At 71.6% G+C, this 21,341-nt stretch carries 19 protein-coding genes and 1 tRNA gene; 10 read left to right on the top strand and 10 right to left on the bottom strand.

The annotated features are described in order from the left end of the window. Positions 1-9: 9 nt before the first annotated feature. A complete protein-coding gene (locus AB0I32_RS18100; protein ID WP_357508433.1) occupies positions 10-585 on the bottom strand; it encodes a TetR/AcrR family transcriptional regulator in 576 nt (191 codons plus the stop codon). A 67-nt stretch (positions 586-652) separates the two neighbouring features. Here AB0I32_RS18100 and AB0I32_RS18095 point away from each other — a divergent pair, with 67 nt between their 5' ends. From AB0I32_RS18095 to AB0I32_RS18085, 3 genes are all read left to right on the top strand, one after another. Continuing rightward, positions 653-1,507 (top strand): MBL fold metallo-hydrolase, encoded by an 855-nt coding sequence (locus tag AB0I32_RS18095; RefSeq protein ID WP_357508431.1) that lies wholly within the window; start codon positions 653-655, stop codon positions 1,505-1,507. After that, on the top strand, positions 1,504-1,908 hold the full coding sequence (locus AB0I32_RS18090; RefSeq protein ID WP_357508429.1) for a carboxymuconolactone decarboxylase family protein: 405 nt from the start codon (positions 1,504-1,506) through the stop codon (positions 1,906-1,908). Before AB0I32_RS18095 ends, AB0I32_RS18090 begins: the two co-directional genes overlap by 4 nt. A 524-nt stretch (positions 1,909-2,432) precedes the next feature. Continuing rightward, positions 2,433-5,369 (top strand): glycosyl hydrolase, encoded by a 2,937-nt coding sequence (locus tag AB0I32_RS18085; RefSeq protein ID WP_357508427.1) that lies wholly within the window; start codon positions 2,433-2,435, stop codon positions 5,367-5,369. A 62-nt stretch (positions 5,370-5,431) separates the two neighbouring features. Here AB0I32_RS18085 and AB0I32_RS18080 read toward each other — a convergent pair. From AB0I32_RS18080 to AB0I32_RS18065, 4 genes are all read right to left on the bottom strand, one after another. Next, positions 5,432-5,505 (bottom strand) — tRNA-Pro (locus AB0I32_RS18080). A 163-nt stretch (positions 5,506-5,668) separates the two neighbouring features. Beyond that, entirely contained in the window at positions 5,669-7,351 is a 1,683-nt protein-coding gene (locus AB0I32_RS18075; protein WP_357508425.1) for a PQQ-binding-like beta-propeller repeat protein, read from the bottom strand. A gap of 66 nt (positions 7,352-7,417) precedes the next feature. Next, positions 7,418-8,110 carry an alpha/beta hydrolase gene (locus AB0I32_RS18070; RefSeq protein ID WP_357508423.1) on the bottom strand — a complete coding sequence of 231 codons (693 nt, stop codon included), beginning with the start codon at positions 8,108-8,110 and terminating at the stop codon, positions 7,418-7,420. After that, positions 8,107-8,952: an LLM class flavin-dependent oxidoreductase gene (locus AB0I32_RS18065; RefSeq protein ID WP_357508421.1), complete on the bottom strand. Its 846-nt coding sequence runs from the start codon at positions 8,950-8,952 to the stop codon at positions 8,107-8,109. Before AB0I32_RS18065 ends, AB0I32_RS18070 begins: the two co-directional genes overlap by 4 nt. A gap of 87 nt (positions 8,953-9,039) precedes the next feature. Here AB0I32_RS18065 and AB0I32_RS18060 point away from each other — a divergent pair, with 87 nt between their 5' ends. Next, the gene (locus AB0I32_RS18060; RefSeq protein ID WP_357508419.1) at positions 9,040-9,939 is read left to right on the top strand and encodes a LysR family transcriptional regulator; all 900 of its coding nucleotides are present in this window, start codon (positions 9,040-9,042) and stop codon (positions 9,937-9,939) included. A gap of 6 nt (positions 9,940-9,945) precedes the next feature. On the opposite strand, the gene AB0I32_RS18055 is transcribed toward AB0I32_RS18060, so the two are convergent. Beyond that, a complete protein-coding gene (locus AB0I32_RS18055) occupies positions 9,946-10,974 on the bottom strand; it encodes a DUF5937 family protein (RefSeq protein WP_357508417.1) in 1,029 nt (342 codons plus the stop codon). 55 nt (positions 10,975-11,029) lie between these two features. On the opposite strand from AB0I32_RS18055, the gene AB0I32_RS18050 reads away from it, so the two are divergent. Beyond that, complete coding sequence (locus tag AB0I32_RS18050; RefSeq protein ID WP_357508415.1) at positions 11,030-12,286, top strand: MFS transporter; 1,257 nt, start codon at positions 11,030-11,032, stop codon at positions 12,284-12,286. Here AB0I32_RS18050 and AB0I32_RS18045 read toward each other — a convergent pair. After that, entirely contained in the window at positions 12,264-13,145 is an 882-nt protein-coding gene (locus tag AB0I32_RS18045; RefSeq protein ID WP_357508413.1) for a helix-turn-helix transcriptional regulator, read from the bottom strand. The two genes, AB0I32_RS18050 and AB0I32_RS18045, sit on opposite strands and share 23 nt — an antisense overlap. Positions 13,146-13,348: 203 nt before the next feature. On the opposite strand from AB0I32_RS18045, the gene AB0I32_RS18040 reads away from it, so the two are divergent. Next, on the top strand, positions 13,349-14,236 hold the full coding sequence (locus tag AB0I32_RS18040; RefSeq protein WP_357508411.1) for an SDR family NAD(P)-dependent oxidoreductase: 888 nt from the start codon (positions 13,349-13,351) through the stop codon (positions 14,234-14,236). 76 nt (positions 14,237-14,312) lie between these two features. Here AB0I32_RS18040 and AB0I32_RS18035 read toward each other — a convergent pair whose 3' ends face one another. From AB0I32_RS18035 to AB0I32_RS18025, 3 genes are all read right to left on the bottom strand, one after another. Beyond that, positions 14,313-15,020 carry an ATP-binding cassette domain-containing protein gene (locus AB0I32_RS18035; protein ID WP_357508577.1) on the bottom strand — a complete coding sequence of 236 codons (708 nt, stop codon included), beginning with the start codon at positions 15,018-15,020 and terminating at the stop codon, positions 14,313-14,315. Positions 15,021-15,136: 116 nt separating this feature from the next. Next, on the bottom strand, positions 15,137-16,183 hold the full coding sequence (locus tag AB0I32_RS18030; RefSeq protein ID WP_357508409.1) for an ABC transporter permease: 1,047 nt from the start codon (positions 16,181-16,183) through the stop codon (positions 15,137-15,139). Between the two features lie 2 nt (positions 16,184-16,185). Then, positions 16,186-17,259: a substrate-binding domain-containing protein gene (locus AB0I32_RS18025; RefSeq protein ID WP_357508575.1), complete on the bottom strand. Its 1,074-nt coding sequence runs from the start codon at positions 17,257-17,259 to the stop codon at positions 16,186-16,188. Positions 17,260-17,374: 115 nt separating this feature from the next. Between AB0I32_RS18025 and AB0I32_RS18020 the strand changes: the two genes are divergently transcribed. The 4 genes from AB0I32_RS18020 to AB0I32_RS18005 all read left to right on the top strand — a co-directional run bounded on the left by AB0I32_RS18020 (position 17,375) and on the right by AB0I32_RS18005 (position 21,196). Continuing rightward, positions 17,375-18,427, top strand: coding sequence for a LacI family DNA-binding transcriptional regulator (locus tag AB0I32_RS18020; protein WP_357508407.1), 1,053 nt, complete (start codon positions 17,375-17,377; stop codon positions 18,425-18,427). A 227-nt stretch (positions 18,428-18,654) separates the two neighbouring features. After that, on the top strand, positions 18,655-19,521 hold the full coding sequence (locus AB0I32_RS18015) for a metal ABC transporter substrate-binding protein (protein ID WP_357508573.1): 867 nt from the start codon (positions 18,655-18,657) through the stop codon (positions 19,519-19,521). Continuing rightward, positions 19,518-20,333 (top strand): metal ABC transporter ATP-binding protein, encoded by an 816-nt coding sequence (locus tag AB0I32_RS18010; RefSeq protein ID WP_357508405.1) that lies wholly within the window; start codon positions 19,518-19,520, stop codon positions 20,331-20,333. Before AB0I32_RS18015 ends, AB0I32_RS18010 begins: the two co-directional genes overlap by 4 nt. Continuing rightward, positions 20,330-21,196, top strand: a complete 867-nt coding sequence (locus tag AB0I32_RS18005; RefSeq protein WP_357508403.1) for a metal ABC transporter permease — start codon at positions 20,330-20,332, stop codon at positions 21,194-21,196. The genes AB0I32_RS18010 and AB0I32_RS18005 overlap by 4 nt, the downstream gene beginning before the upstream one ends. The last annotated feature ends 145 nt before the right edge of the window (positions 21,197-21,341 follow it).

Here is a 21,341-nt window from a genome sequence, read left to right as displayed (position 1 = left end):
GCTGTCTTCCTAGCTCGTTCGCGGCGTCGTAGTGGCCAGTACCCGATCGATGAGGTCGTCCAGCACCGCGGTGGTCGCCGGCCTGCCCTCGAACGTGACCAGCACGAGAACGGCCCCCGTCAGGAGCGCGAGAGCAGGCTCGACGTCGCGCTGTGCGACGTGGGCCGCCAAGATGGCACGCATCCCGCTGGTCCCCGTCTCGTACAGCCGTGTGCGCAGCGCGCCGACGACGTCGTTGTCGCGCGCGCGCTCGACGACGCCCGCCAGGAGACGGTCGAGGTGGCGGCTCGTGAGGTCGTCGGCGAAGTCCGCCAGCGCGGCACGGAGGTCGGCCCGCAGGTCGCCGGTCGGAACCGGGTGGTCCGCCACGTCACAGATCTGCTCGATCGAAGCGCGGATCAGGTCGAGTCGCGTCGGCCAGTGTGCGTAGACGGTGGCCTTGGAGTAGTTGGCACGACGAGCCACCTCGGCGTGCGTGACGGCGTCCCAGCCTTCCTCGAGCAGCAAGGTGCTGGTTGCCTCGACGACGTCACGCCGCGTCCGGGCGACGCGCGGGTCCAGCACCTCTGCGGTTTCGCTCGTCATGGGCTCGATCCTACGAGTTGCTGAACTCCGTTGACACTGTTGTACAGTCGGTTCAATACTGGCCATCATGACCAACAACGATATGGGGGTCGCCCGAGTCCTCGCGGCCGCCACCCCACCGCCGGGGATGGCGATCTTCCAGCTCCCCACCGGCACGTACGAGACCCCTGCCGCCCTGGCCTTCCAGGGAGGGTCGTTCCGAGAACGCCGTCAGTTCGCCGCCACGGCGGTCTTGGTGCAGCATCCCGAGGGCGATGTGCTCATCGACGCGGGATTCGGCGCACAAGCCGAGGAGCACATCCGGATGCTGCCCTCGTTCCGGCGCTCACCGCACCATCTCGGCTCGACGGCCAGCGAGCAGCTGGACGCCGTCGGCTACAACCGCACCCGGCTGTCCGGGGTGATCCTGACCCACTCCCACTGGGACCACGTCAGCGGGCTGGACTCCCTCGACGTACCGATCCTCGTCACCGACGAGGAGCTGCGGTACGCGGACCGCAACCGCGGCGATCGGGTGTTCAGGCGGGTCGCCGCCGGTCACGACTTCCGCGGGTACAGCTTCGACGGCCCGGCCCACCTGGGGTTCCCGGCCAGCCACGACCTGCACGGAGACGGCTCCGTCGTGATCGTCCCCGCGCCCGGCCACACCACCGGCTCCGTCGTGGTCCTCGTCACGGTGCGGCCGGACCAGCGCTTCGCCTTCATCGGCGACCTCGCCTGGCAGCTCGACGGGATCACACGCGGCGTACAGCGGCCTCTGCTGATGCGCATGCTCGCTGACAGCGACTCAGCGCAGGTCCGACAGGACCTCGCTCGGGTGACGACGCTCGCGCAGCACATGCAGATCGTCCCCGCTCACGATGCACGAGGGTACGACGGCATCCCCCTGCTCGTGCGGGACCACCACACGAGCAAGGCATGATGAACGAGACCGGGCACGACGCCGCGCCGTCCACAGTCCGCGCCCGTGCCGGACGTGCCCGGTTCGCACTCAACTTCGGCGTCGACGAGGCCACGGCCCAACGACTCATGACAGAACGAGCCGGACCGGAGTACACCGCGGAGGCCTACGAGGCCGCGGGCGGCCTCGGCTGGCAGGGCAACGCGCTCACCGACCGCGACCGCAGCATCGCCGTCATCTCGGCCCTGGTCACGTCCCACATCATCGACGACCGGCTCGACGTCTACCTGAATCTCGCACGTCGCAACGGGATCGACGAGGACGGGCTCACCCAGCTCATGATCCTGCTCACCGCCTATATCGGCCAACCACTCCCCTCCGCCGCGATGAGCGCGATACGCCGCACGGACGAGCATCGATGACTCGCACATCATGCTGACCAGGCCAGGTCGTCCAGACTCAGCAAGGAGTCCCGCCCACCAGCGGCCGGCGAAGCATACGGGGCCCGGTGGACACAGACGGGTGGCTTGTTTGGGCTTGGCGTGAGCGATGTCGCCGCCAGGATTTCAGCGGCAGGTCCACCCGGTCTCACAGGTTTCGCGCAGTCCGGTGGGATCCGAGAACGCCGTGGGGTTGTTGTGAGCGTAGGGGCGTCCTTCGGCAAACCGTCGAACGGTGTCTTCTCCGACACGATGACGGTGGCGGGGACGTCGTCCGGCCAGGTCACCTGGTGGTAGGCCTGGTGCATCGGCGCGTCGTTCTCGGCCGTCGCGATCAGTTAGCGGTTCTGCTTGGTGGACAGGTCATTCTGAAACGATCAGTTAAACGATTCGGACCTGCGTCAGCCACTGACCCGAGCGAGCCCGCGGCGCTACGTTGGGCCGGTCCCATCCCAGTCGCGGCCGGCGCCGACGCGCCTGTCCGCGAGGTGACCGGAGGTTCAGCGTTGAGCCCTTCTGCCCGAGCACGTGCCCCTCGCCCGGCCGCACGCAGGCTGCTCGCGGGGCTGGCCGCCCTCGCCGTGGCCGCCCTCGCCGTGACCGGCCTCGGCGTGCCGCTCGCGACCACCGCCGCGGCTGAGCCGGTGCCGATCACCGACCCGGTCGTCGACCTGGTCGACGCCGATGCGACCGCCGAGACCCGAAGCCTCTTCGCATACCTGCGCGACGTGCGCGGTCAGGGCATCCTGTTCGGCCACCAGCACACGACCGACGTCGGCGAGACCTTCACCACGCGTGACGGCGTCTCGTCGGACGTGCTGGCCGCGACGGGTGACCACCCGGCCGTCTTCGGCTTCGACACCCTCGTCATCGAGGGGAACATCCCGCCCGGCGTCTACGGCGGGCCTCGCGAGGAGAACGCCCTGCTCCTGGCACAAGGCATCCGGGAGGCGCACGACCTCGGCGGCATCAGCACCCTGTCGATGCACATGGAGAACGTGGTCACGGGCGGCGACTTCTACGACACCTCGGGCGACACGCTGCGCGCCGTCCTCCCCGGCGGCACCCACAACACCGAGCTGCGCGCGTACCTCGACCTCGTGGCGCTGGCGGCCGACAACGCGCGCGACGCCGACGGGAACCACATCCCTATCGTGTTCCGGCCCTGGCACGAGAACACCGGCTCGTGGTTCTGGTGGGGCGCCGCGTTCGGCACGCCCGGCGAGTTCAAGGAGCTCTTCCGGTTCACCGTGGAGTACCTGCGCGACGTCAAGGGCGTCGACAACCTGCTCTACTCCTGGTCTCCCAACGGCACCTTCGGCGGCGACGCCGAGACGTACCTGCGTACCTATCCGGGGGACGACTTCGTCGACGTGCTCGGCTACGACTACTACGACGACTCGGGCGCGTCGCCGGCCCGCCTCGCCACCGTCGTGGCGGACCTCGGCATGATCGCCGACCTCGCCGACGAGCGCGGCAAGGTCAGCGCCTTCACCGAGACCGGCCCGACAGGTGGCATGAAGCCCGACGGCGAGAACCTCAACACCTCCTGGTTCACTGACCTCCTGGCGGCGATCGAGGCCGACCCGCGCGCCTCCCGGAGCGCGTGGATGCTCACGTGGGCCAACTTCGGCGGGTCGAACGCGCCGTGGACGCCGACCGAGGGCGAGATGCTGCCCGACTTCCAGGCCTTCCACGCCGACCCGTACACGTACTTCGCGGACGAGGTGGAGGGCGCCTTCGACGCCGTCACCGAGCCCGTGGCCGCGGCTCCGGTGGCGCACCTCGCGTCGCCGTCGGACGGCTCGCGCGTCGCGTCCGGGCCGACGACGCTCCGCGCCACGATCTCCGGCGTCGACGTCGAGCGCGCCTCCGTGACCGTGGGCGGCGCCGCGGGCGAGGTCGAGCTCACCCCGCCCGCGGCGGGCGAGCTGTGGTGGACCGGCGAGTGGGCGATCCCCGCCGACGAGCTCGGCAACTCGACCCGCGCCCTCATCCTCCGCGTCGTCACAGCCGAGGGCGAGATGACGGTGCCGTCGGCGGTGGTGCTCGGCCCCGAGCCCGTCTTCCCGCCCGGCATGATGGACGACTTCGAGGGCTACGGTGACGACACCGCGCTGCGCGCCGAGTACGTGCAGTACAACGCCAACACCATCACGCTCGAGCGGGCGGCCACGGGCGGCTCCGTCGGGTCGGGCGACAACGCGATGCGCCTCGCCTACGACTTCGCGAACCAGTCGTACACCGGCGTGGGCCGCCAGGTCGGCGCCGACTGGTCGGGCAACTGGGACTTCTCGCTCTGGGTGGACCCTGACGCGTCGGGCAACAAGCTCGTGCTCCAGCTCGTCGCCGGCGGCGTCTCGTACGAGGCGTACCCCTCGCTCGCGGGCGACGCCCCGTACGTGGCGACCATCCCGTTCGCGGACTGGCGCCCGGCGCCCTGGGACACCGGCAACGCCGACCGTCGGATCACGCAGGAGGACCTCGAGAACGTCAGCCAGTTCAACGTCTATGTCAACGCCACCGACGGCGGTGCGTCCTCCGGCGCGATCGTCGTCGACGACCTGAAGGCCGTGCTCGGCACCGCGCCGCCGCCCGTCTTCCGCGACACACCGCGCACGATGGCCGAGTACGAGGCGATCGAGTGGCTCGCAGAGGAGGGTCTCGCCGAGGCCGTGCGCTGGGGCGACAGCGGCGGCCGCTTCTACCCGACGCGCGCCGTCAAGGCGGGAGAGCTCGCTGCCCTCCTGCGGGCGTACGACCCGGAGGGCGACGTCGCCACCCCGGCCGCGCCCCGCGCCGGGGCCACCAAGCTGGCCGTCGCCGAGGCGTTCTGGCGCCTCTACGGCTCGCCCGCCACGGACGTCACCACGGTGTACAGCGACGTCCCGGCAGCCTCCGCCGAGGCCGTCGCGTGGGCGGTGGAGACCGGGGTGGTGCCGGCGCCGTCCTCGACGTCGTTCGGGGTGGGCCACTCCGTGAAGCGGTCAGCGCTCACCGCGATGCTGTTCCAGTTCGACGCGCTGCCGTCGCCGCTTCAGCCGGTCGTGATCGCTGACTTCGAGGCGGGGGACCAGGGCTGGGCCGTGCCCAGCTGGTCGAACGGGACGGCTACCGCGTCCGGCGGCATCCTGACCGTCGAGGCCGGGACCGACGGCGCCTGGTTGTCCGGGCCCGGCGGCATCGATCTCACCGGCCGCACCGAGCTCCGCCTCGATGTGGCAGGGACCACCGGCTTCGACACCAAGGTGGCGCTCCAGCTCGGTCCCGACTGGACCTGGTGCGAGACGGGCCAGGCCGGCTGGGTGCAGGAGCCCGGTGAGGTAGTGGTCGACCTGACCACGCTGACGGAGGAGTGCCAGGCGCTCGTCGGCACGGTCCAGGGCGTCAACGTGTTCCTGAACGGGGGGACGCACCGGCTGGACGCGATCAACGTGCACTGAGCGCCTGTCCCTGAGCGACGAAAAACGCCCCTCACCTGCGTAAACAGGTGAGGGGCGATCTGTCGGGCTGACAGGATTTGAACCTGCGACCCCTTGACCCCCAGTCAAGTGCGCTACCAAGCTGCGCCACAGCCCGCGGTCGTTTCGAGCATGCTCGACACTACCGGTTTTGGCCCTTTGGGGCCGACGGAAATACTACCCCAACTCCAGCCCCGTGCCCGACCAGAACGCAGGGCGCCATCACCTGCGTCGCAGATCACAGTCCACGACGGGTGCCGCGGCCTGAGCAGCACCCTGGTTCATCCGAACCCCCGGACGCCGGTGCGGGTGACCTCGAGCAGGTGCCCATCCACCGCGACGAGGATCGGGGCGGGCGCGTTCTCGTCCATCTCGGCCGTGGCAACGTCCTGCCTGGCCGCGGCGGCCTCGTCGCTCTCCTGCCAGAGAATCTCGCCGGACGCCGCGTCGAGCGACACCATCCGGGGGATGCCGGAATCGGCCTGGATCAGGTGCAGCAGTACGGCCCGGCCGTCGGTGAAGGTCTCGAGCACCCAGTCTCCTGCTGCCCCCGTGTCCCACTGCCACCGTTCCGTGCCCGTGTCGACGTCGAGCCCGCGCACGTCGTCCTCGCCCTGCGCCGTGACGACGGCGGTCCGGCCCACCTGTGCGAGGAACGAGTGCTCGGGAGCCTGGGCCGCGACGTCCCAGCGTGGGGCACCGTCCGCGTCGTAGGCGAGCAGGCGCCCTCCGATGTCGTCGGTACCGAGCAAGGTGTCCGGACCCGCTCCGTCCGCGACACCCGGGCCGCGCACATAGCTGGAGACGTCGACGATGACGGCGCCGTCATCGTCATAGATGACGGTGCGCGCCGGACCGCTCTGGTCCAGCCACGCGTAGCCGCCCAGGACAAGGCTTTCCACGTGACCCTCCCCCGGCTCGGACTCAGGATCCAGCAGCAATCCGTCCGGGGTGACGGCGGCCGCGACGCCGCACCCGTACAGCCGGACGAGGTCGGCGGTGACCTGCCCGCCGAACCCGTCCGGGTGGACCTCCCCGTCGAAGCCCGACGTCTGGCCCTCCCAGGAATCGTTCCAGCACTCCCAGGCCTCCGCCCCCTCGAACGGGACGGTAACGGTCCAAAGCTCCTCTCCGGTGACGGCACCCTCGGCCCGGAGCTCGATATCCCGTCCGGCGGCGATGGTCCCGCTGCACTCCCCCGTGTCCTCGCACCTGGCGTCGCCCAGGTCCACCTCTGACTCCGGCCCGATCCGCGTCGCACGCAGGACGGTTCCGTCGGGTCCTGGCCGGGCCGGCCCATACCGGCGCGTGTCCGAGGGGTTGAGCGTCCGCGGTGCGGAGACCGTGCCGTCGGGCCGCACGGTCACGGCCTCGCGGTCCGCGGCGGCGCCGTACAGGCACACCATCACCGATACCGAACGGGCCGGCATGCCCTGCTCGGGCGAGACGCCTGTCGGCCCGCACGCCGGATCGTCGCCGAGCGGGACGACCCAGGCTTCCTCGCCGGTCGCGGGATCCAGCGCGACCAGATCGCGGCCGGACTGGAACGCCAGCACGTCGCCGAGAACTGTCGCCTCGGTTGCGTCCCAGCCCAGGTCGGCGAGGCCGACGGTCCCGTCCCACACCCACCGCTCTGTCAGCGGCGTCGACACGTCCTCGACAGCGCCGCCGAAGTCGCGCATCCGCTCGATCCGCGCGGCGTCCCGCACGCCGTCCGAGGCGATGCCCGTCCCGAGCGCGATCGCCAGGACCGCAGCAGCCGTCAGGACGGTCCGCCACCCGGCACCCGGCTCGCGCGCGGGCGGCGTGGCCGGCTCAAGGTCGGCGCCGTCCGAGGCAGTGGGGGCCGCCACATCGACAGTGCCGTTCGCGCCGAGAGATGCAGGCGGACGGTCCGGGTCAGGCTCGTCGTGCTCGACCAGATCGAACACGAACGCGGAGCCCTCGTCCGGATCACGCAGCATGGAGAGAGCATAGATGCGGATAGAGCACTGCAGGGGTAGAACGTCCCGATCCGCCGCATCCGCCCGCTATCCCGGCACGACGGCGGCGTACGCCTCCAGCCTGTCCGCGAGCTCCACGGGCCGGGCCAGCGCGACGCAGTGGCTGCCGGCGATCTCGTCGGGCACGATGCCCAGGCGGTCGGCGACCAGCCGGCGGAAGAAGTCCGGCGGGAAGAAGCGGTCCTCGCTGCACAGCAGGAACCGGGTGGGCACGTCCGGCCACGCGGCCAGGGGCCACGGAGCCGCCGACGCGGCGCTCGACGGATGCGCACGCTCCTTGCTCATCGCTTCCTCCGCGATCTCCCGCGGCACGTCGTGATAGAAGCTCACGTACGGGTCCGCACTGCCGGTCAGGCCACCGTCCCGCTCGGCCGCCTCCGCCACCGCGCTCCCGTAGCCGGTGTTCGCCCACCAGTCGTCCGGCGACTCCCCCGGCGTCGGGACCATCCCGGCCAGCAGGACCAGCGCATCCGCGCGCAGCCGCTCGGCGACGAGCGGTGCGGTGAACGCGCCGAACGAGTGGCCGACGACGACCACGTCCCGCTTCGAGCCGACGGCCTCCACGACGACGTCCGCGTAGTCCACCAGGGTCTTCGAGTCGTCGTCGGCCGGAAGGTCGGGAGCCACGACGTCGTGCCCGCGCGCTCGCAGCTCGGCCTCGACCCGGTGAAAGTGCCAGCCGACGTCTCCGCCACCGTGGATCAGTACGAAGGTGCTCATCGTGCTACCGCCTCCTTGCGCGACGTGGTGGGAGGCCCGTCCCGGAGGACTCCCCGTACGTGGTCGAGAGTCATCTCCTCCGGGTCGAGCTCCGTCAGGCACCAGGTGGCACCGGCGGCGGCGTACCCGGCGGGGTCCGCACCGGGCGCGACCGGTACCACCAGGTCGTAGGGCGCCGAGGGGTCCGCCCGGAGGCCGCTGATCGTCTCGCGCAGCTCGGCTATCTGGTCGGGGTGCCGGACGCCGATCGGGAAGTAGCCGTCGAACCTCGCCGCGCGGCGCATCGGGTTGACGCGGCCCGCGTAGCCCGCGACCCAGACCGGCACCCGCTGCTCCTGCACGGGTGTCGGCAGGAAGGTGATGTCGTCGACCACGTAGTGCTTGCCGCGGTGGTGCACGGGCAGCCCCGCCCAGGCAGCGGTGAGGATCTCCAGCGTCTCGTCCAGCAGCTCCGCCCGGACCCGCGCGTCGACCTCCTCCCCGGTGCTGACGAACTCCGCGCCGTAGACGTCGCTGCCCAGCCCGACGCCGAGGGTCAGCCTGCCGCCGGAGAGCTGGTCCAGCGAGGCGGTCTCCCTGGCCAGCTTCACGGGCCGACGGCGGGCGACCGGCGTGACCATGGGCCCCAGCCGTATCGACTCGGTAGCGGTCGCCGCCGCGGCGAGGGCGATCCACGGGTCGCCCACCTGCTGCACGGGCGCGGCCCACGCGACGTGGTCCCAGAGGAATAACCCGTCCCAGCCGACCTCCTCGGCCTCGGCCGCGAGCCGTGCCACCACCCGCGGGTCCGCCAGCTCGTCGAAGACCGGGATCCAGAACGCAGATCGAATGTGTGTGGTCATGGCAGTAACGCTAGGACCGCTCCGCCATCGTGAAAAGCGATGAAATACGATGGTGGCGATCGCATCTGGCGATGTACCTTTGCTGCCATGACCGACGTGGAGCTCCGGCACCTCGCGACCTTCGCCTTTGTCATCGGCGAGGGGTCGTTCGGCCGAGCGGCCGCGCGGCTCGGATACACCCAGTCGACCGTCAGCCAGCACATCGCCGGCCTCGAGCGCGCCGTCGGCGGCCGCGTGTTCGACCGGCCGGGTGGCCCGCGCCCGGTCCAGCTCACCCCGCTCGGCAGCGTGGTGCAGGTGCACGCCGCCGAGCTGCTCGCCAGGGCCGACGCCCTGGACGCCGCCGTCGAAGGGTTCAAGGCAGGCGAGGGCCGCCTCACGATCGGCACCTTCCAGAGCGTGTCCAACACCCTGCTCCCGGTCCTGGTCCGCAGGCTCCTCGACGAGTTCCCCGGCTGCGAGATCCGGCTCTCCGAGGACGAGTCCGACTCCCCCGACCTCGCACGGGTCGACCTGCTCTTCTACGACGTCCGCAAGGACGACGCCGGAGTCGCGTACGTCAAGCTTCTCGACGACCCGTACTTCCTCGTGGCCGCCCGCGGGCGCTTTCCCGACGGCCCCGTGGACCTCGCCGCGCTCGACGGGGCGCCGATGGTCGCCTGGCCGCCGGACTGCGCGCAGCCGGCCCTCGAGGAGGCGCTCGCCGCGAGCGGCGTCCGGCCCGAGTACATGTTCCGGGCCGGCGGCAACGAGGCCGTGCTCTCGATGACCCGCGCCGGTCTGGGCTCGGCGATCCTCCCCTGGCTGGCCATCCACGGCGCCGGTGCGACCACCGACGAGACGCTGAGCATCCACGAGCTGCGCCCGGCCGTGGCGCACCGCGAGCTCTACCTGCTCCGCCGGGCCCACCGCACCCTCTCCCCGCTCGCCGCCCGGGCCGTGGAGCTGACCGTCGAGATCGCGCAGGACCTCAGACGTCTCCAGTGAGCGGGCTCAGGCCCGAGAGCTCGCCCCGTCCGCGCCGACGCCTGCACCAGCACCGACACCTGCGACCAGGGCGTCGCCCAGCTCGGAGCGCAGGTACAGAACCGAACGCCCGTGCCGCGCACTGGTGAGCAGGCCCGCATCGCGCAGCGCCCGCAGGTGCTGGTTGACGGCGGACGTGGTCACCCCGAGCCGGCCCGCCAGCTCGGTGGACGACGCCGGCGCCGCCAGGACCGTGAGCAGCCCGGCCCGCGGCGCACCCACCAGACCCGCGAGCGCCGCGGGCGCGCGCCGGGGCTCGGCCTGCCAGAGCGTCCCGACGCCGCGCGCGCCGTACATGACGACGGGCGGTTCCTCCGGTGAGATCGGGGCTGTCGCCCCGCGGGTGAACAGCGTCGGCACGAGAGTGAGGCCTTCGCCGGTGGTGGGCCGCCGGAACCGGGCGTCGGTGCCCAGGCGCACGCGCACGACGCCGTCGACCAGCCGCACGCGGTCGCTGAGGTCGGCGAACATCGCCGCCGTCCCGTAGGCGGAGATGACCTGCCCGCGGTGGACGACGTCGGCCTGGAGAACCGCGCGCATGCGCGGCCACCAGGGCTCGAAGCAGGTGTCCCAGTACGTGCGCAGGGCCGTCGCGATGCGATCGCGGACCGTCTCGGGGCTGCCGCGCAGCGGCGCGGGCAGCACGTCGGGGTGGACGGCGCGCAGGTCGTCGAGCATCCGTGGGAGGTGGACGTTCTCGACGGCGGCGAGCTCGTCCCCGATGCGGGTGAGCGGGCTGTACGGCCGGGGCGTGAGGTAGTCGGGCGTCCACAGCACGGAGTTGGTCAGCGCCCGCAGCAGCGACAGGTCCAGCGCGGAACGCGCCCGCTCGGTGCGCTGGAGCCAGGGCAGGTGCACCGGGTAGCGGCCGGGGTCACGGAAGGTGCGCAGGGACAGGGTGAGCTCGGTGAGCGGCGACACCGCGAAGCGCACGTCAGCGACGTCCATCCCGGCGAGCTCGTACTCGATCAGTCCGCCGGACCGCTGACGTTCCATGTAGCCGGACGCTACATCAATTGATCCGGGTACCCCGCGCGGCGGACAAAGGGGCGTGCAGCAGACCTTCTTCCCCAGCGACCGTGTCGCGCGCTCCCTGACCCTCAGCACCATGGCGTTCGCCCTGTCCAGCGGCGTCTTCTACACCGTCAGCGCCCTGTACTTCACGCGCGTCATCGGGCTCGGCGCCACGACGGTGGGCCTCGGTTTGGGCATAGCGGGTGGTGTGGGAGTACTGGCCGCCTACACGGCCGGGTGGCTGTCGGACCGGGTCGGCGCCCATCACGTCCAGGCCTGGGCCACGGGCCTGAACGGGCTGGCGATGCTCGCCTACACCTTCGCGTCCGACGCCGTCGTGTTCACCCTGGTCGCGTGCCTCGCCATCGGTATGCGCTCGGCGAGCGGCTCGTCCAAGCAGGCGATGCTCGCACGGTGGTACACCGGGCCGGAGCGCGTCGAGGTCCGCGCCCGCATGCGCGTGGTCACCAACGTGTTCATCGGTCTGGGCACGGTGGCCGCCGCGGCCGCCCTCCTGGTGGACACCCCTGCCGCCTATCGGACGGCGATGCTCGCCGTCGGCGTCCTGCTCCTCCTGGCCGCCCTGCCGCTCGCGCGGCTCGGCCGCCAGGTCCCCGAGCTCGCCGCCAGGATGGTCCAGCACGCAGCCACCGAGCAGCCCACCGACGAGCAGGGCCCGCAGCGCGGATCCTCGCCGTGGCGGGACCGCCGGTACGTCGCCGCCGTGGCCTGCAACTCCGTCGTGGCCATGCACTTCGGTCTCCAGACCGTCGGCGTCCCGCTCTGGGTGGCCACCACAGAGGCCCCGACGGCGATGGTCGCGGTGCTGCTCGTCCTCAACACGGTGGTGGTGGCCTCGCTGCAGGTGCGCGCGTCGCGGGGGACGCACGACGTCCGCCACGCGGGAGTCACCGTCCGGCGCGCGTCCTGGCTGCTCGCGGCGGCCTGCGTCCTGTACGCACTGGCCGGGTACGGCAACCTCGCCGCCGCCTGCGCCCTGCTGGTGGTCGCGGCGCTCGCCCACTCCCTGGGCGAGATCCTCGGCGAGGCGGGCGGCTGGGGCATGGCGTTCGAGCTCGCCGACCCCCAGCACGCCGGCGCGTACCAGGGCCTCAGCCAGACCGGCTACGCCGTCGCGTCGATGGTCGCCCCCGCGCTCGTGACGGCCACCGCGATCGAGCACGGGACGGTGGGTTGGCTGGGTCTGGCCGCCCTGTTCGTCGTCGCAGGGACGGCCGCCGCGATAGTGGCCCGCGGCCGGGTCGGGAAGCCTACTGCCGCCGTGGTGCGTTGACCCCCGAGGCATCCTCACCCGTCAGCGACCAGCTCGCGAGAAGACTCAGTGCCCGCTGCGACGGAGAGCCCGCCTCGGTCGAGTAGACGTACAGCGTCGTGTCCTGGTCGCCCGGGAGCTGCAGGGTCTCGTACCCGACCGTGAGGTCGCCGACCAGCGGATGCCGCAGCCGCTTGGACCCGTGCGTGCGCTGGTTGACCCGGTGCTCGTCCCACCACCTGTCGAACTCGGCACTGGACTCCCGCAGCTCGGCGACCAGCGCCGCCGTCGCGCGGTCCGCCGGGTCGTTCCCTGCCTCCAGCCGCAGGCTCTGCGCGGCGACGCGCGCCTGCTCCTCCCAGTCGACGAACAGCGACCGCGCGCCGTCGTCGAGGAACATCCAGCGCGCGTAGTTGCGCCGCGGGGCCGGGAACCGCTCGAAGTCGGTGAAGAGCGCCTTGCCCAGCCGGTTCTGCGCGAGCACGTCGGCGCGGCGTCCCAGCACCAGCACCGGTACGTCGGCCAGGGCGTCGAGCAACTGGTACAGGCCCGGGCGGACCCGCTGGACGGGACGCGTGCGCGGTGACGGCGTCGCGGTGCCGAGGCCGATCAGGTCCGCGAGGTGGGCGCGTCCCGCCTCGTCCAGGCCCAGCGCCCGGCCGATGGCGTCGACCACCGACGGCGACGGCACGATGCGCCGGCCCTGTTCCAGCCGCGCGTAGTAGTCGGTGGAGACGCCGGCCAGGAACGCGACCTCCTCGCGGCGCAGGCCCGGCACCCGGCGCACCCTGCCGTCCGCGGGCAGGCCGGCCCGGGACGCATCGACCTGTCCACGCGCCCGGCGCAGGAAGTCCGACAGCTCCGTGTTCTTCTCCGACATGCCTTCATTCTGGGCACCGGCTCGCCCCGGCGCACCTGTCCTGGGTGGACCGCTGAGTCCTGGTCACGGCCGGTCCAGGACGAGGGGGGCCAGCTATGACGGCCTGGAGCGGCCTTCCCGGACGGAGTCTTGAGGTGCCGGCACACCGAGCCGGCGTATCCCGCCTCGATTCACCACCCGACTCCTGAGGAGACCAGATCACCATGACCTACCCCACCGACCGACCCGCCACCTGGTTCGTCACCGGCGCCTCGCGCGGCCTCGGGCTCGAGCTCGTCCGGCAGCTGCTCCGGCGCGGCGACAACGTCGCGGCGACCACCCGCTCCACGGAGCGTCTGACCAGCGCCCTCGAGGGCACCAACACGTCCCGGCTGCTGCCCCTGACGGTCGACCTCGCCGACGAGAGCCAGGTGGCGCAGGCGGTCGCCGCCACCACCGAGCGCTTCGGCACCCTTGACGTCGTCGTGAACAACGCCGGGTACGGCTACCTCGCCGCCGTCGAGGAGGTCTCCGACGCCGACGCCCGCACGATGTTCGACGTCCAGGTCTTCGGCGTCTGGAACGTGCTGCGCGCTGTGCTGCCGGGCTTCCGTGCGAACCGCAGCGGCCACATCATCAACGTGTCGTCGATCGTCGGGCTGGTCCCGTTCCCCGGCTGGGGCCTGTACGGCGCCGGCAAGTTCGCCCTCGAGGCGATCTCGGAGTCCCTGGCCACGGAGGTCGCGGGCTACGGCATCCGGGTGAACACCGTCGAGCCGGGCTACATGCGCACGGACTTCCTGCGCCCGGTCTCGCTCGGCCTGCCCGCGTCGACCAGCGACGCATACCCCGCCGTCCGCGAGATGGTCGAGCAGCACCTGGACATGCCGGGGACACAGCTCGGCGACCCCGCGAAGGCCGCTACGGCGATCATCACCGTCGCGACCACCGGCGACGCGCCGCTGCACCAGCTGCTCGGCTCGGACTCCGTGTCCCTGGCGGACGCCCGCCTCCAGGGCCTGGCCGACGAGTTCGCGGCCGGCCGTCAGCTCGCCACGACCACGGACATCCCCGCCACGGAAGTCCCGGCCACGGACACCGCCGCGGTGTGAGCCACGACTCCGGTCCGCACGGGCGTGGCCCGGGGGCGGTGGCCGCACGTCCGGCCACCGCCCCCGGGCCACGCCGTCAGCCCTCCGCGGCGCCCGTCATGATCGCCACCGCCTCGGTCATCGTGTGCGACTGCGGCGTGATCGTCGCCGCACGCCTGCCGAGCCGCTGGATGTGGATCCGGTCCGCGACCTCGAAGACCTGCGGCATGTTGTGGCTGATGATGATCACCGGCACACCCTTGTCGCGCAGGGTGCGCACCAGCTCCAGCACCTGACCCGACTCACGGACGCCGAGGGCCGCCGTCGGCTCGTCGAGGACGACGACCTTCGAGCCGAAGGCCGCTGCCCGCGCGACGGCGACCGCCTGACGCTGCCCGCCGGACAGGTTCTCGACGGGAACCGTCACGTCCTGCAGCGTCGAGATGCCGAGATCGCGCAGCTCACGACGGGCCCGGTCCCGCATCCCCGCGCGGTCGGTCATGCGCAGCACCGAGCCGAGCGGGCCCTTGCGCCGCACCTCGCGGCCGAGGAACAGGTTCGCGGCGACATCGAGCGACGGGGCGACGGCGAGCGTCTGGTAGACGGTCTCGATCCCGGCCGCCCGCGCGTCCTGCGGCCGCTTGAAGTGCACCGGCTCGCCGTCGAGGAGGACCTCGCCCCGGTCGGGGACCTCGGCGCCGGTCAGGCACTTGACGAGCGTCGACTTGCCGGCGCCGTTGTCGCCGATGATCGCGAGCACCTCGCCGCGGTAGAGCTCGATGTCCACGCCGTCGAGCCCGACCACATGGCCGAAGGTCTTGACGAGGCCGCGGGCCTGGAGGACGGGCTTCCGCTCGTCCGCGGGCGGCCCGCCGGCCGCTGTGCTTGTCGTGTCGGGGGCCGCGTCAGCGTCGGTGGTCGTCACTTGCGCACCTTCCTGATCCACTGGTCGAGGGAGACCGCGACGATCACGAGGATGCCCACGGCGAGGGTCTGGTAGAGCACGTCGAGCCCGGCGAGCGACAGCCCGTTGCGGAACACCCCGACGATCAGCGCGCCGAGCAGGGTGCCCCAGACCGTGCCCCGGCCGCCGAACAGGCTCGTCCCGCCGATGACGACGGCGGTGATCGAGTCGAGGTTCATGTCGATGCCGACGTTGGGGCTCGCGGCGTTGGCCCGCCCGATCTGGATCCAGGCGGCGAGCGCCAGGATCGCCCCGGCGGCGAGGTACACGCTGACCAGCACGCGGTGGACGCTGATGCCCGACAGCCGGGCGGCGTCACGGTCGTCGCCGACGGCGTAGACGTGCGTACCCCACGCGGTGCGCGAGAGCACGAACGCCACCACGAGGTAGGCGGCGAGCATGAGGATCACGCCGGTGGAGATCCGCACGCCGAACACCGGGAAGGTGGTTCCCGTCCACGTCAGGGCCGCGGGCATGTCGCCGCCGCGCACGGTGGCCCCGTGCGAGTACAGGAGCGTGACCGCGAGGTAGATGTTGAGCGTGCCCAGCGTGGCGATGAACGGAGGCAGCTTGAAGCGGGTCACGAGCAGCCCGTTGAGGCCGCCCGCGGCGAGGCCGACGACCAGCCCGAGCAGCAGCGCCACCACGGGCGACGCCCCGGCCGCGGTCGTGATCTGGGCCATGACCATGGAGGCGAGGACCATCGTCGCGCCGACCGACAGGTCGATGCCCGCGGTGAGGATCACGAGCGTCTGGGCGACGGCGAGGGTGCCCACCACCGCCACCTGCTGCGTGATCAGGGACAGGTTCGCCGGCGCCCAGAACCGGTCGTTGAGCAGGCCGAAGACGATCACGGACACGACGAGCACGATCGCCGGGCTCAGCGCAGGGTAGCGGTGCAGCACGCCGCGTGCGCGTTCGAGCGGGGTCCGGCGGTCGAGGAACTGGGCGGCCGCTTCGTGCGCCGGTTCGTGAGCGGCGGCGGGCAGGGTGGAGGTGCTCATCGTCAGCCCCAGCAGAGGTCGGCGGCGGCGGCCGAGTCGATGGACTCGACGCCGTCGGCGGGTGTGTCCGTCACGAGCGCGACGCCGGTGTCGAAGAAGTCGAGCCCCTCGGTGGTCTCGGGCTTGGTACCCGACTCGGCCAGCTCGGCGATCGCCTCGACGCCCAGCTCGGCCATCTTCACCGGGTACTGCTGGCTCGTGGCGCCGATGACGCCTTCCTTCACGTTGTCGACGCCCGCGCAGCCGCCGTCGACGGAGACCAGGACGACGTCCTTCTCGCGGCCCGCCGCTTCCAGGGCCTGGTACGCGCCGTAGGCAGCCGGCTCGTTGATCGTGTAGACGACGTTGACGTCCGGGTTCTTGGTGAGCAGGTTCTCCATCGCGGTGCGCCCGCCGTCCTCGGCTCCCTGGCTCGCCTCGTTGCCCACGATCTCGTAGTCGCCGCCGCTGTAGGTCCCGGTGGGGGCCTCGTCGCCGTTGACCGCCGGGTCGGCGACGTCGATCCCCATGCCCTCGAGGAACCCCTGGTCGCGGTCGTAGTCGACCGAGACGACCTTGTCGTCGAAGAGGTCGAGCAGGGCGATCGTGGCCTTCTCGCCGTCCAGCTGGGCGGCGGCCCACTCGCCGATCAGCACGCCGGCCTGGCGGTTGTCGGTGGCGAACGTGATGTCGACGGCGTCGGCGGGGTCCGGCGGCGTGTCCAGGGCGATCACGTACAGCCCCGCATCGCGCGCCTTCTTCAGCGCGTCCACGACGGACGGGCCGTTCGGCGTGATGAGGATGCCCGCGTCACCCCGGGCGATCGCGTTCTCGATCGCCTGGATCTGGGTCTCCTCGTCGCCGTCCGCCTTGCCCGCGGCCATGGTCAGGTTCACGTCGTGGTCGACGGCGGCGGCCTCCGCGCCGTCCTGCATCGCGACGAAGAACGGGTTCGTCGTCGTCTTGACGATCAGCGAGACGCCGACACCGTTGTCACCGCTGTCACTGTCGCCGCACGCGGTGAGGCCGAGCGCCCCGAGTGCGATGGCGCCGGTCAGCGCGATACCGCGCCGCAGCGCGGGTCGGTCATTGGTCAGTGTGTTCACCGTCGAACTCCTTCGTGGGGCCGGTTGCCCGACAACGTTGTCAGGTCCATGTCTAACCGAAACTCCCGGTAGGGTCAAGGCAACAACGCAAAGGAGCGGCCCAGATATGACATCGGTGTCAGACGATTCCTCGCCGACGGTGCGCCACCGGCGGCCGACCATGCGCGACGTGGCGCGTGTCGCCGGCGTCGGCATCAAGACGGTCTCGCGGGTCATCAACGGCGAGCCCAACGTCTCCCCCGCGACCGCCGAACGCGTCAACCGCGCCGCGGCCGACCTGCACTACGAGCCGGACCTGCAGGCAGGCAACCTGCGCCGGTCCGACGGCCGCTCCCGCACCCTCGGTCTCCTCGTCTCCAGCGTGGCCAACCCGTTCGCCGCGCAGGTGCACCGCGCGATCGAACGCGTGGCCACCGAGTACGGCTACGCGGTGCTCGCGGCGAGCCTGGAGGACGACCCGGCCGCGGAGCTGCGGGCGGTCACCGCGCTCGCCCGGCGCCGGGTCGACGGGTTCATCGTCACGCCGGTCCGCGACGACCAGTCGTACCTGCGGGTGCACGTCGACCGCGGGACGCCGCTGGTGTGCGTCGACCGGACGCCGCACGGCATCGAGACCGACTGCGTGGTGACGGGGAACGTCGACGGCGCACGCGACGCCGTCCGCCACCTGGCCTCGTACGGGCACCGGAGGATCGCGTTCCTCGGCGACCTCGAACGCATCGAGACGGCGCGCCTGCGCCGCGAGGGCTACCTGACCGAGCTCGCCACGGCCGGGATCGACGCAGACCCCGCCCTGATGGTGCTCGGCCTGCACGACGACGCGAGCGCCACCGCCGTCGTCCGTACGCTCCTCGCGCTCCCCGATCCGCCGACCGCGATCTTCTCCAGCCAGAACCTGATCACGATCGGCACCATCCGGGCCCTGCAGCAGCTCGGCCGGGAGAATGACATCGCCCTGGTCGGGTTCGACGATGTCGAGACGGGCGACCTCATGAAGCCTGCGGTGACGACCATCGCGCAGGACCCGGACCGCATCGGCCGCCTCGCGGCGGAGCGGCTCTTCGCGCACCTGGAGGGCGACACCAGCGCCGCGCGGCAGGTCGTGGTGCCGACGCGCCTCATCGTGCGCGGCTCGGGCGAGATCCCGGGGCCTGCCTGATCTGTGCCCGCGGGCGTTGTGAGGTTAACCTAACTTTCCGCCCGGACCGTTCGCGCGAGGCAGGCGGGAGGTCGGCACGAGGAGCGCGGAGAGCAACATTCGGCAGAAGTTTGGGCCTGCGCGTGCTTGTGTTCGGGTGTCCGAACTTTTAGGGTCATGCCATGCCCAGCACTCGCCGCGCCGCCGCCGTCCGCCTCGCGCTCCCCCTGGTCGTGGCCGCGGGGGCCATGTCAGGCTGTGCGGCCTCGGCACAGGGTTCGGGGTCCGACGACCGGCCGGTGGTACTGACCACGTTCACCGTGCTCGCGGACGTCGCGCAGAACGTGGCCGGCGACCATCTACGGGTGGAGTCGATCACCAAGGTCGGTGCGGAGATCCACGGGTACGAGCCGACGCCGCGCGATATCGCGAAAGCGTCCGAGGCCGACCTGATCCTGGACAACGGGCTCAACCTCGAGTCGTGGTTCGGGCAGTTCGTGGAGTCGGTGGACGTGCCGCACGTCGTCGTGTCCGACGGCGTGGAGCCGCTGGACATCACGGAGGACGCCTACGCGGGCAAGCCGAACCCGCACGCGTGGATGAGCCCGGTGAACGTCCAGCTCTACGTCGACAACATGGTCGACGCGTTCGCCGAGCTCGACCCGGCCCACGCCGCCGACTTCGAGGCCAACGGCGCCGCGTACCAGGCGGAGCTGCAGAAGGTGCAGGACGAGCTCGTCACGGGGCTGTCGGCGCTGCCTGAGAACCAGCGGGCGCTGGTGACCTGCGAGGGCGCGTTCTCCTACCTCGCCCGCGACGCCGGGCTGACCGAGCAGTACATCTGGCCCGTGAACGCCGAGCAGCAGGCCACCCCGCAGCAGATCACCTCGGCCATCGAGTTCGTCCAGGCCAACGACGTCCCGGCCGTGTTCTGCGAGTCGACGGTCTCCGACAAGCCCATGCAGCAGGTGGTGGAGGCGACCGGCGCTGCGTTCGGCGGCACGCTCTACGTCGACTCGCTCTCCGCGGCCGACGGGCCGGTGCCGACCTACCTCGACCTGATCCGGTACGACACCACGACGATCGTCGACGCCCTCACCGGGAGCGACTCGTGACGACTGCGAACCAGACTCCAGCCATCGAGGTGTCCGACGTCGTCGTCCGCTACGGCGAGGTGGTGGCCCTTGACGGCGTGTCCCTCGGCGTCGCCCCCGGCCGGGTGACCGGGCTCGTCGGCATGAACGGGTCGGGCAAGTCGACGCTGTTCAAGGCGATCATGGGGACGGTCCGCCCCGACACCGGGACCGTCCTGATCGACGGCGCCGCCCCGGTCGCGGCCCGCAAGCAGGGCCTGGTCGGGTACGTGCCGCAGAGCGAGGACGTCGACTGGGCCTTCCCGGTCTCCGTCCGGGACGTGGTCATGATGGGCCGCTACGGCCGCCAGGGCCCGACCCGGCGGGCCCGGCACGCCGACCACGCCGCCGTCGCCGAGGCTCTCGAGCGGGTGGAGCTCACCGGCTACGCCGACCGGCAGATCGGGCAGCTCTCGGGCGGGCAGCGAAAGCGTGCGTTCGTCGCCCGCGGCATCGCGCAGGACGCCCGGATCCTGCTGCTGGACGAACCCTTCGCCGGCGTCGACAAACGCTCGGAGGCCACCATCGTGCGGCTGCTCAGGGAGCTCGCCGACGACGGCCGGACCGTCCTGGTCTCCACCCACGACCTGCACGCCCTCCCCCGGCTCGCGGACGAGGCGGTGCTCCTGCTGCACCGGGTCCTGTTCCACGGCGGGGTCGCGGAGGCGCTACGGCCGGACAACCTCGCCCGCGCGTTCGGGCTGGACGTGCTCGACAGAGATTCGGACAGAGACTCGGACAGGGATCTTGACAGGGACCGCGACAGGAACTTCGACCGGGAGGGATCCGCATGAGCCTCCTCGACCTCCTGCTGGAGCCGCTGCAGTTCGACTTCATGGTCCGCGCCCTCGTGACGACGGTGATCGCCGCGATCGTCTGCGCGCTGCTCTCGTGCTGGCTGGTCCTGGTCGGCTGGTCGCTGATGGGTGACGCCGTCTCCCACGCCGTCCTGCCCGGTGTGGTGATCGCCTACGTGCTCGGTGCGCCGTTCGCGCTCGGGGCCCTCGTGTTCGGGTTCCTCGCCGTCGCCCTCATCGGCGCGATCCGCGGCACGAGCCGGATCAAGGAGGACGCCGCGATAGGGATCGTGTTCACGACCCTCTTCGCGCTCGGCCTCGTCCTCATCTCGGTCACGCCGAGCAACACCGACCTGAACCACATCATCTTCGGCAACATCCTCGGCGTCTCCAACCCCGACCTCGTCCAGATCGCCGTCCTGGCCACGATCGCCTTCGTGATCCTGGTCCTCAAGCGCCGCGACCTGACGCTGTACGCGTTCGACCCCATGCACGCCCACGCCATAGGGCTCTCGCCCCGGTTCCTCGGTGCCCTGCTGCTCGGGCTCCTCGCGCTGACCGCCGTCGTCGCCCTCCAGGTGGTCGGTGTGATCCTGGTCGTGGCGATGCTGATCATCCCCGGCGCCACCGCGCACCTGCTCACCGACCGGTTCGGGCGCATGCTCGTGATCGCCCCCGTGCTGTCGGCCGCCTGCTCGGTGGTGGGTATCTACCTCAGCTACTGGCTCGACGCCGCCTCGGGCGGGCTCGTCGTCCTCGTCCAGGGGGCCGCGTTCCTGCTCGTCTACCTGTTCAGCCCGCGCCACGGTCTGGTCAGCAGGCTGCCCGCGGCCCGACGGCGGATCGCCGTGGCGAGCTGAGCACGCGCCACGGAGGTCCCGCGTAGCCGTCGCCGAGCTGGTGAGTTCGGTCCGTTGCACAGCGCGGCTCGTGACTTCGGTCCGTGGGGGGGGTGTGGGGGGGGGGTGTGTTGGGTGGGGTGGGGCCGGGGCGCAGAGGAGGAGG

The organism is Promicromonospora sp. NPDC050249, from assembly GCF_040656015.1.
Lineage (GTDB): Bacteria > Actinomycetota > Actinomycetes > Actinomycetales > Cellulomonadaceae > Promicromonospora.
Note: the sequence above shows the minus strand (reverse complement) of the source record. Positions and strands in the feature narration are given on the sequence as shown.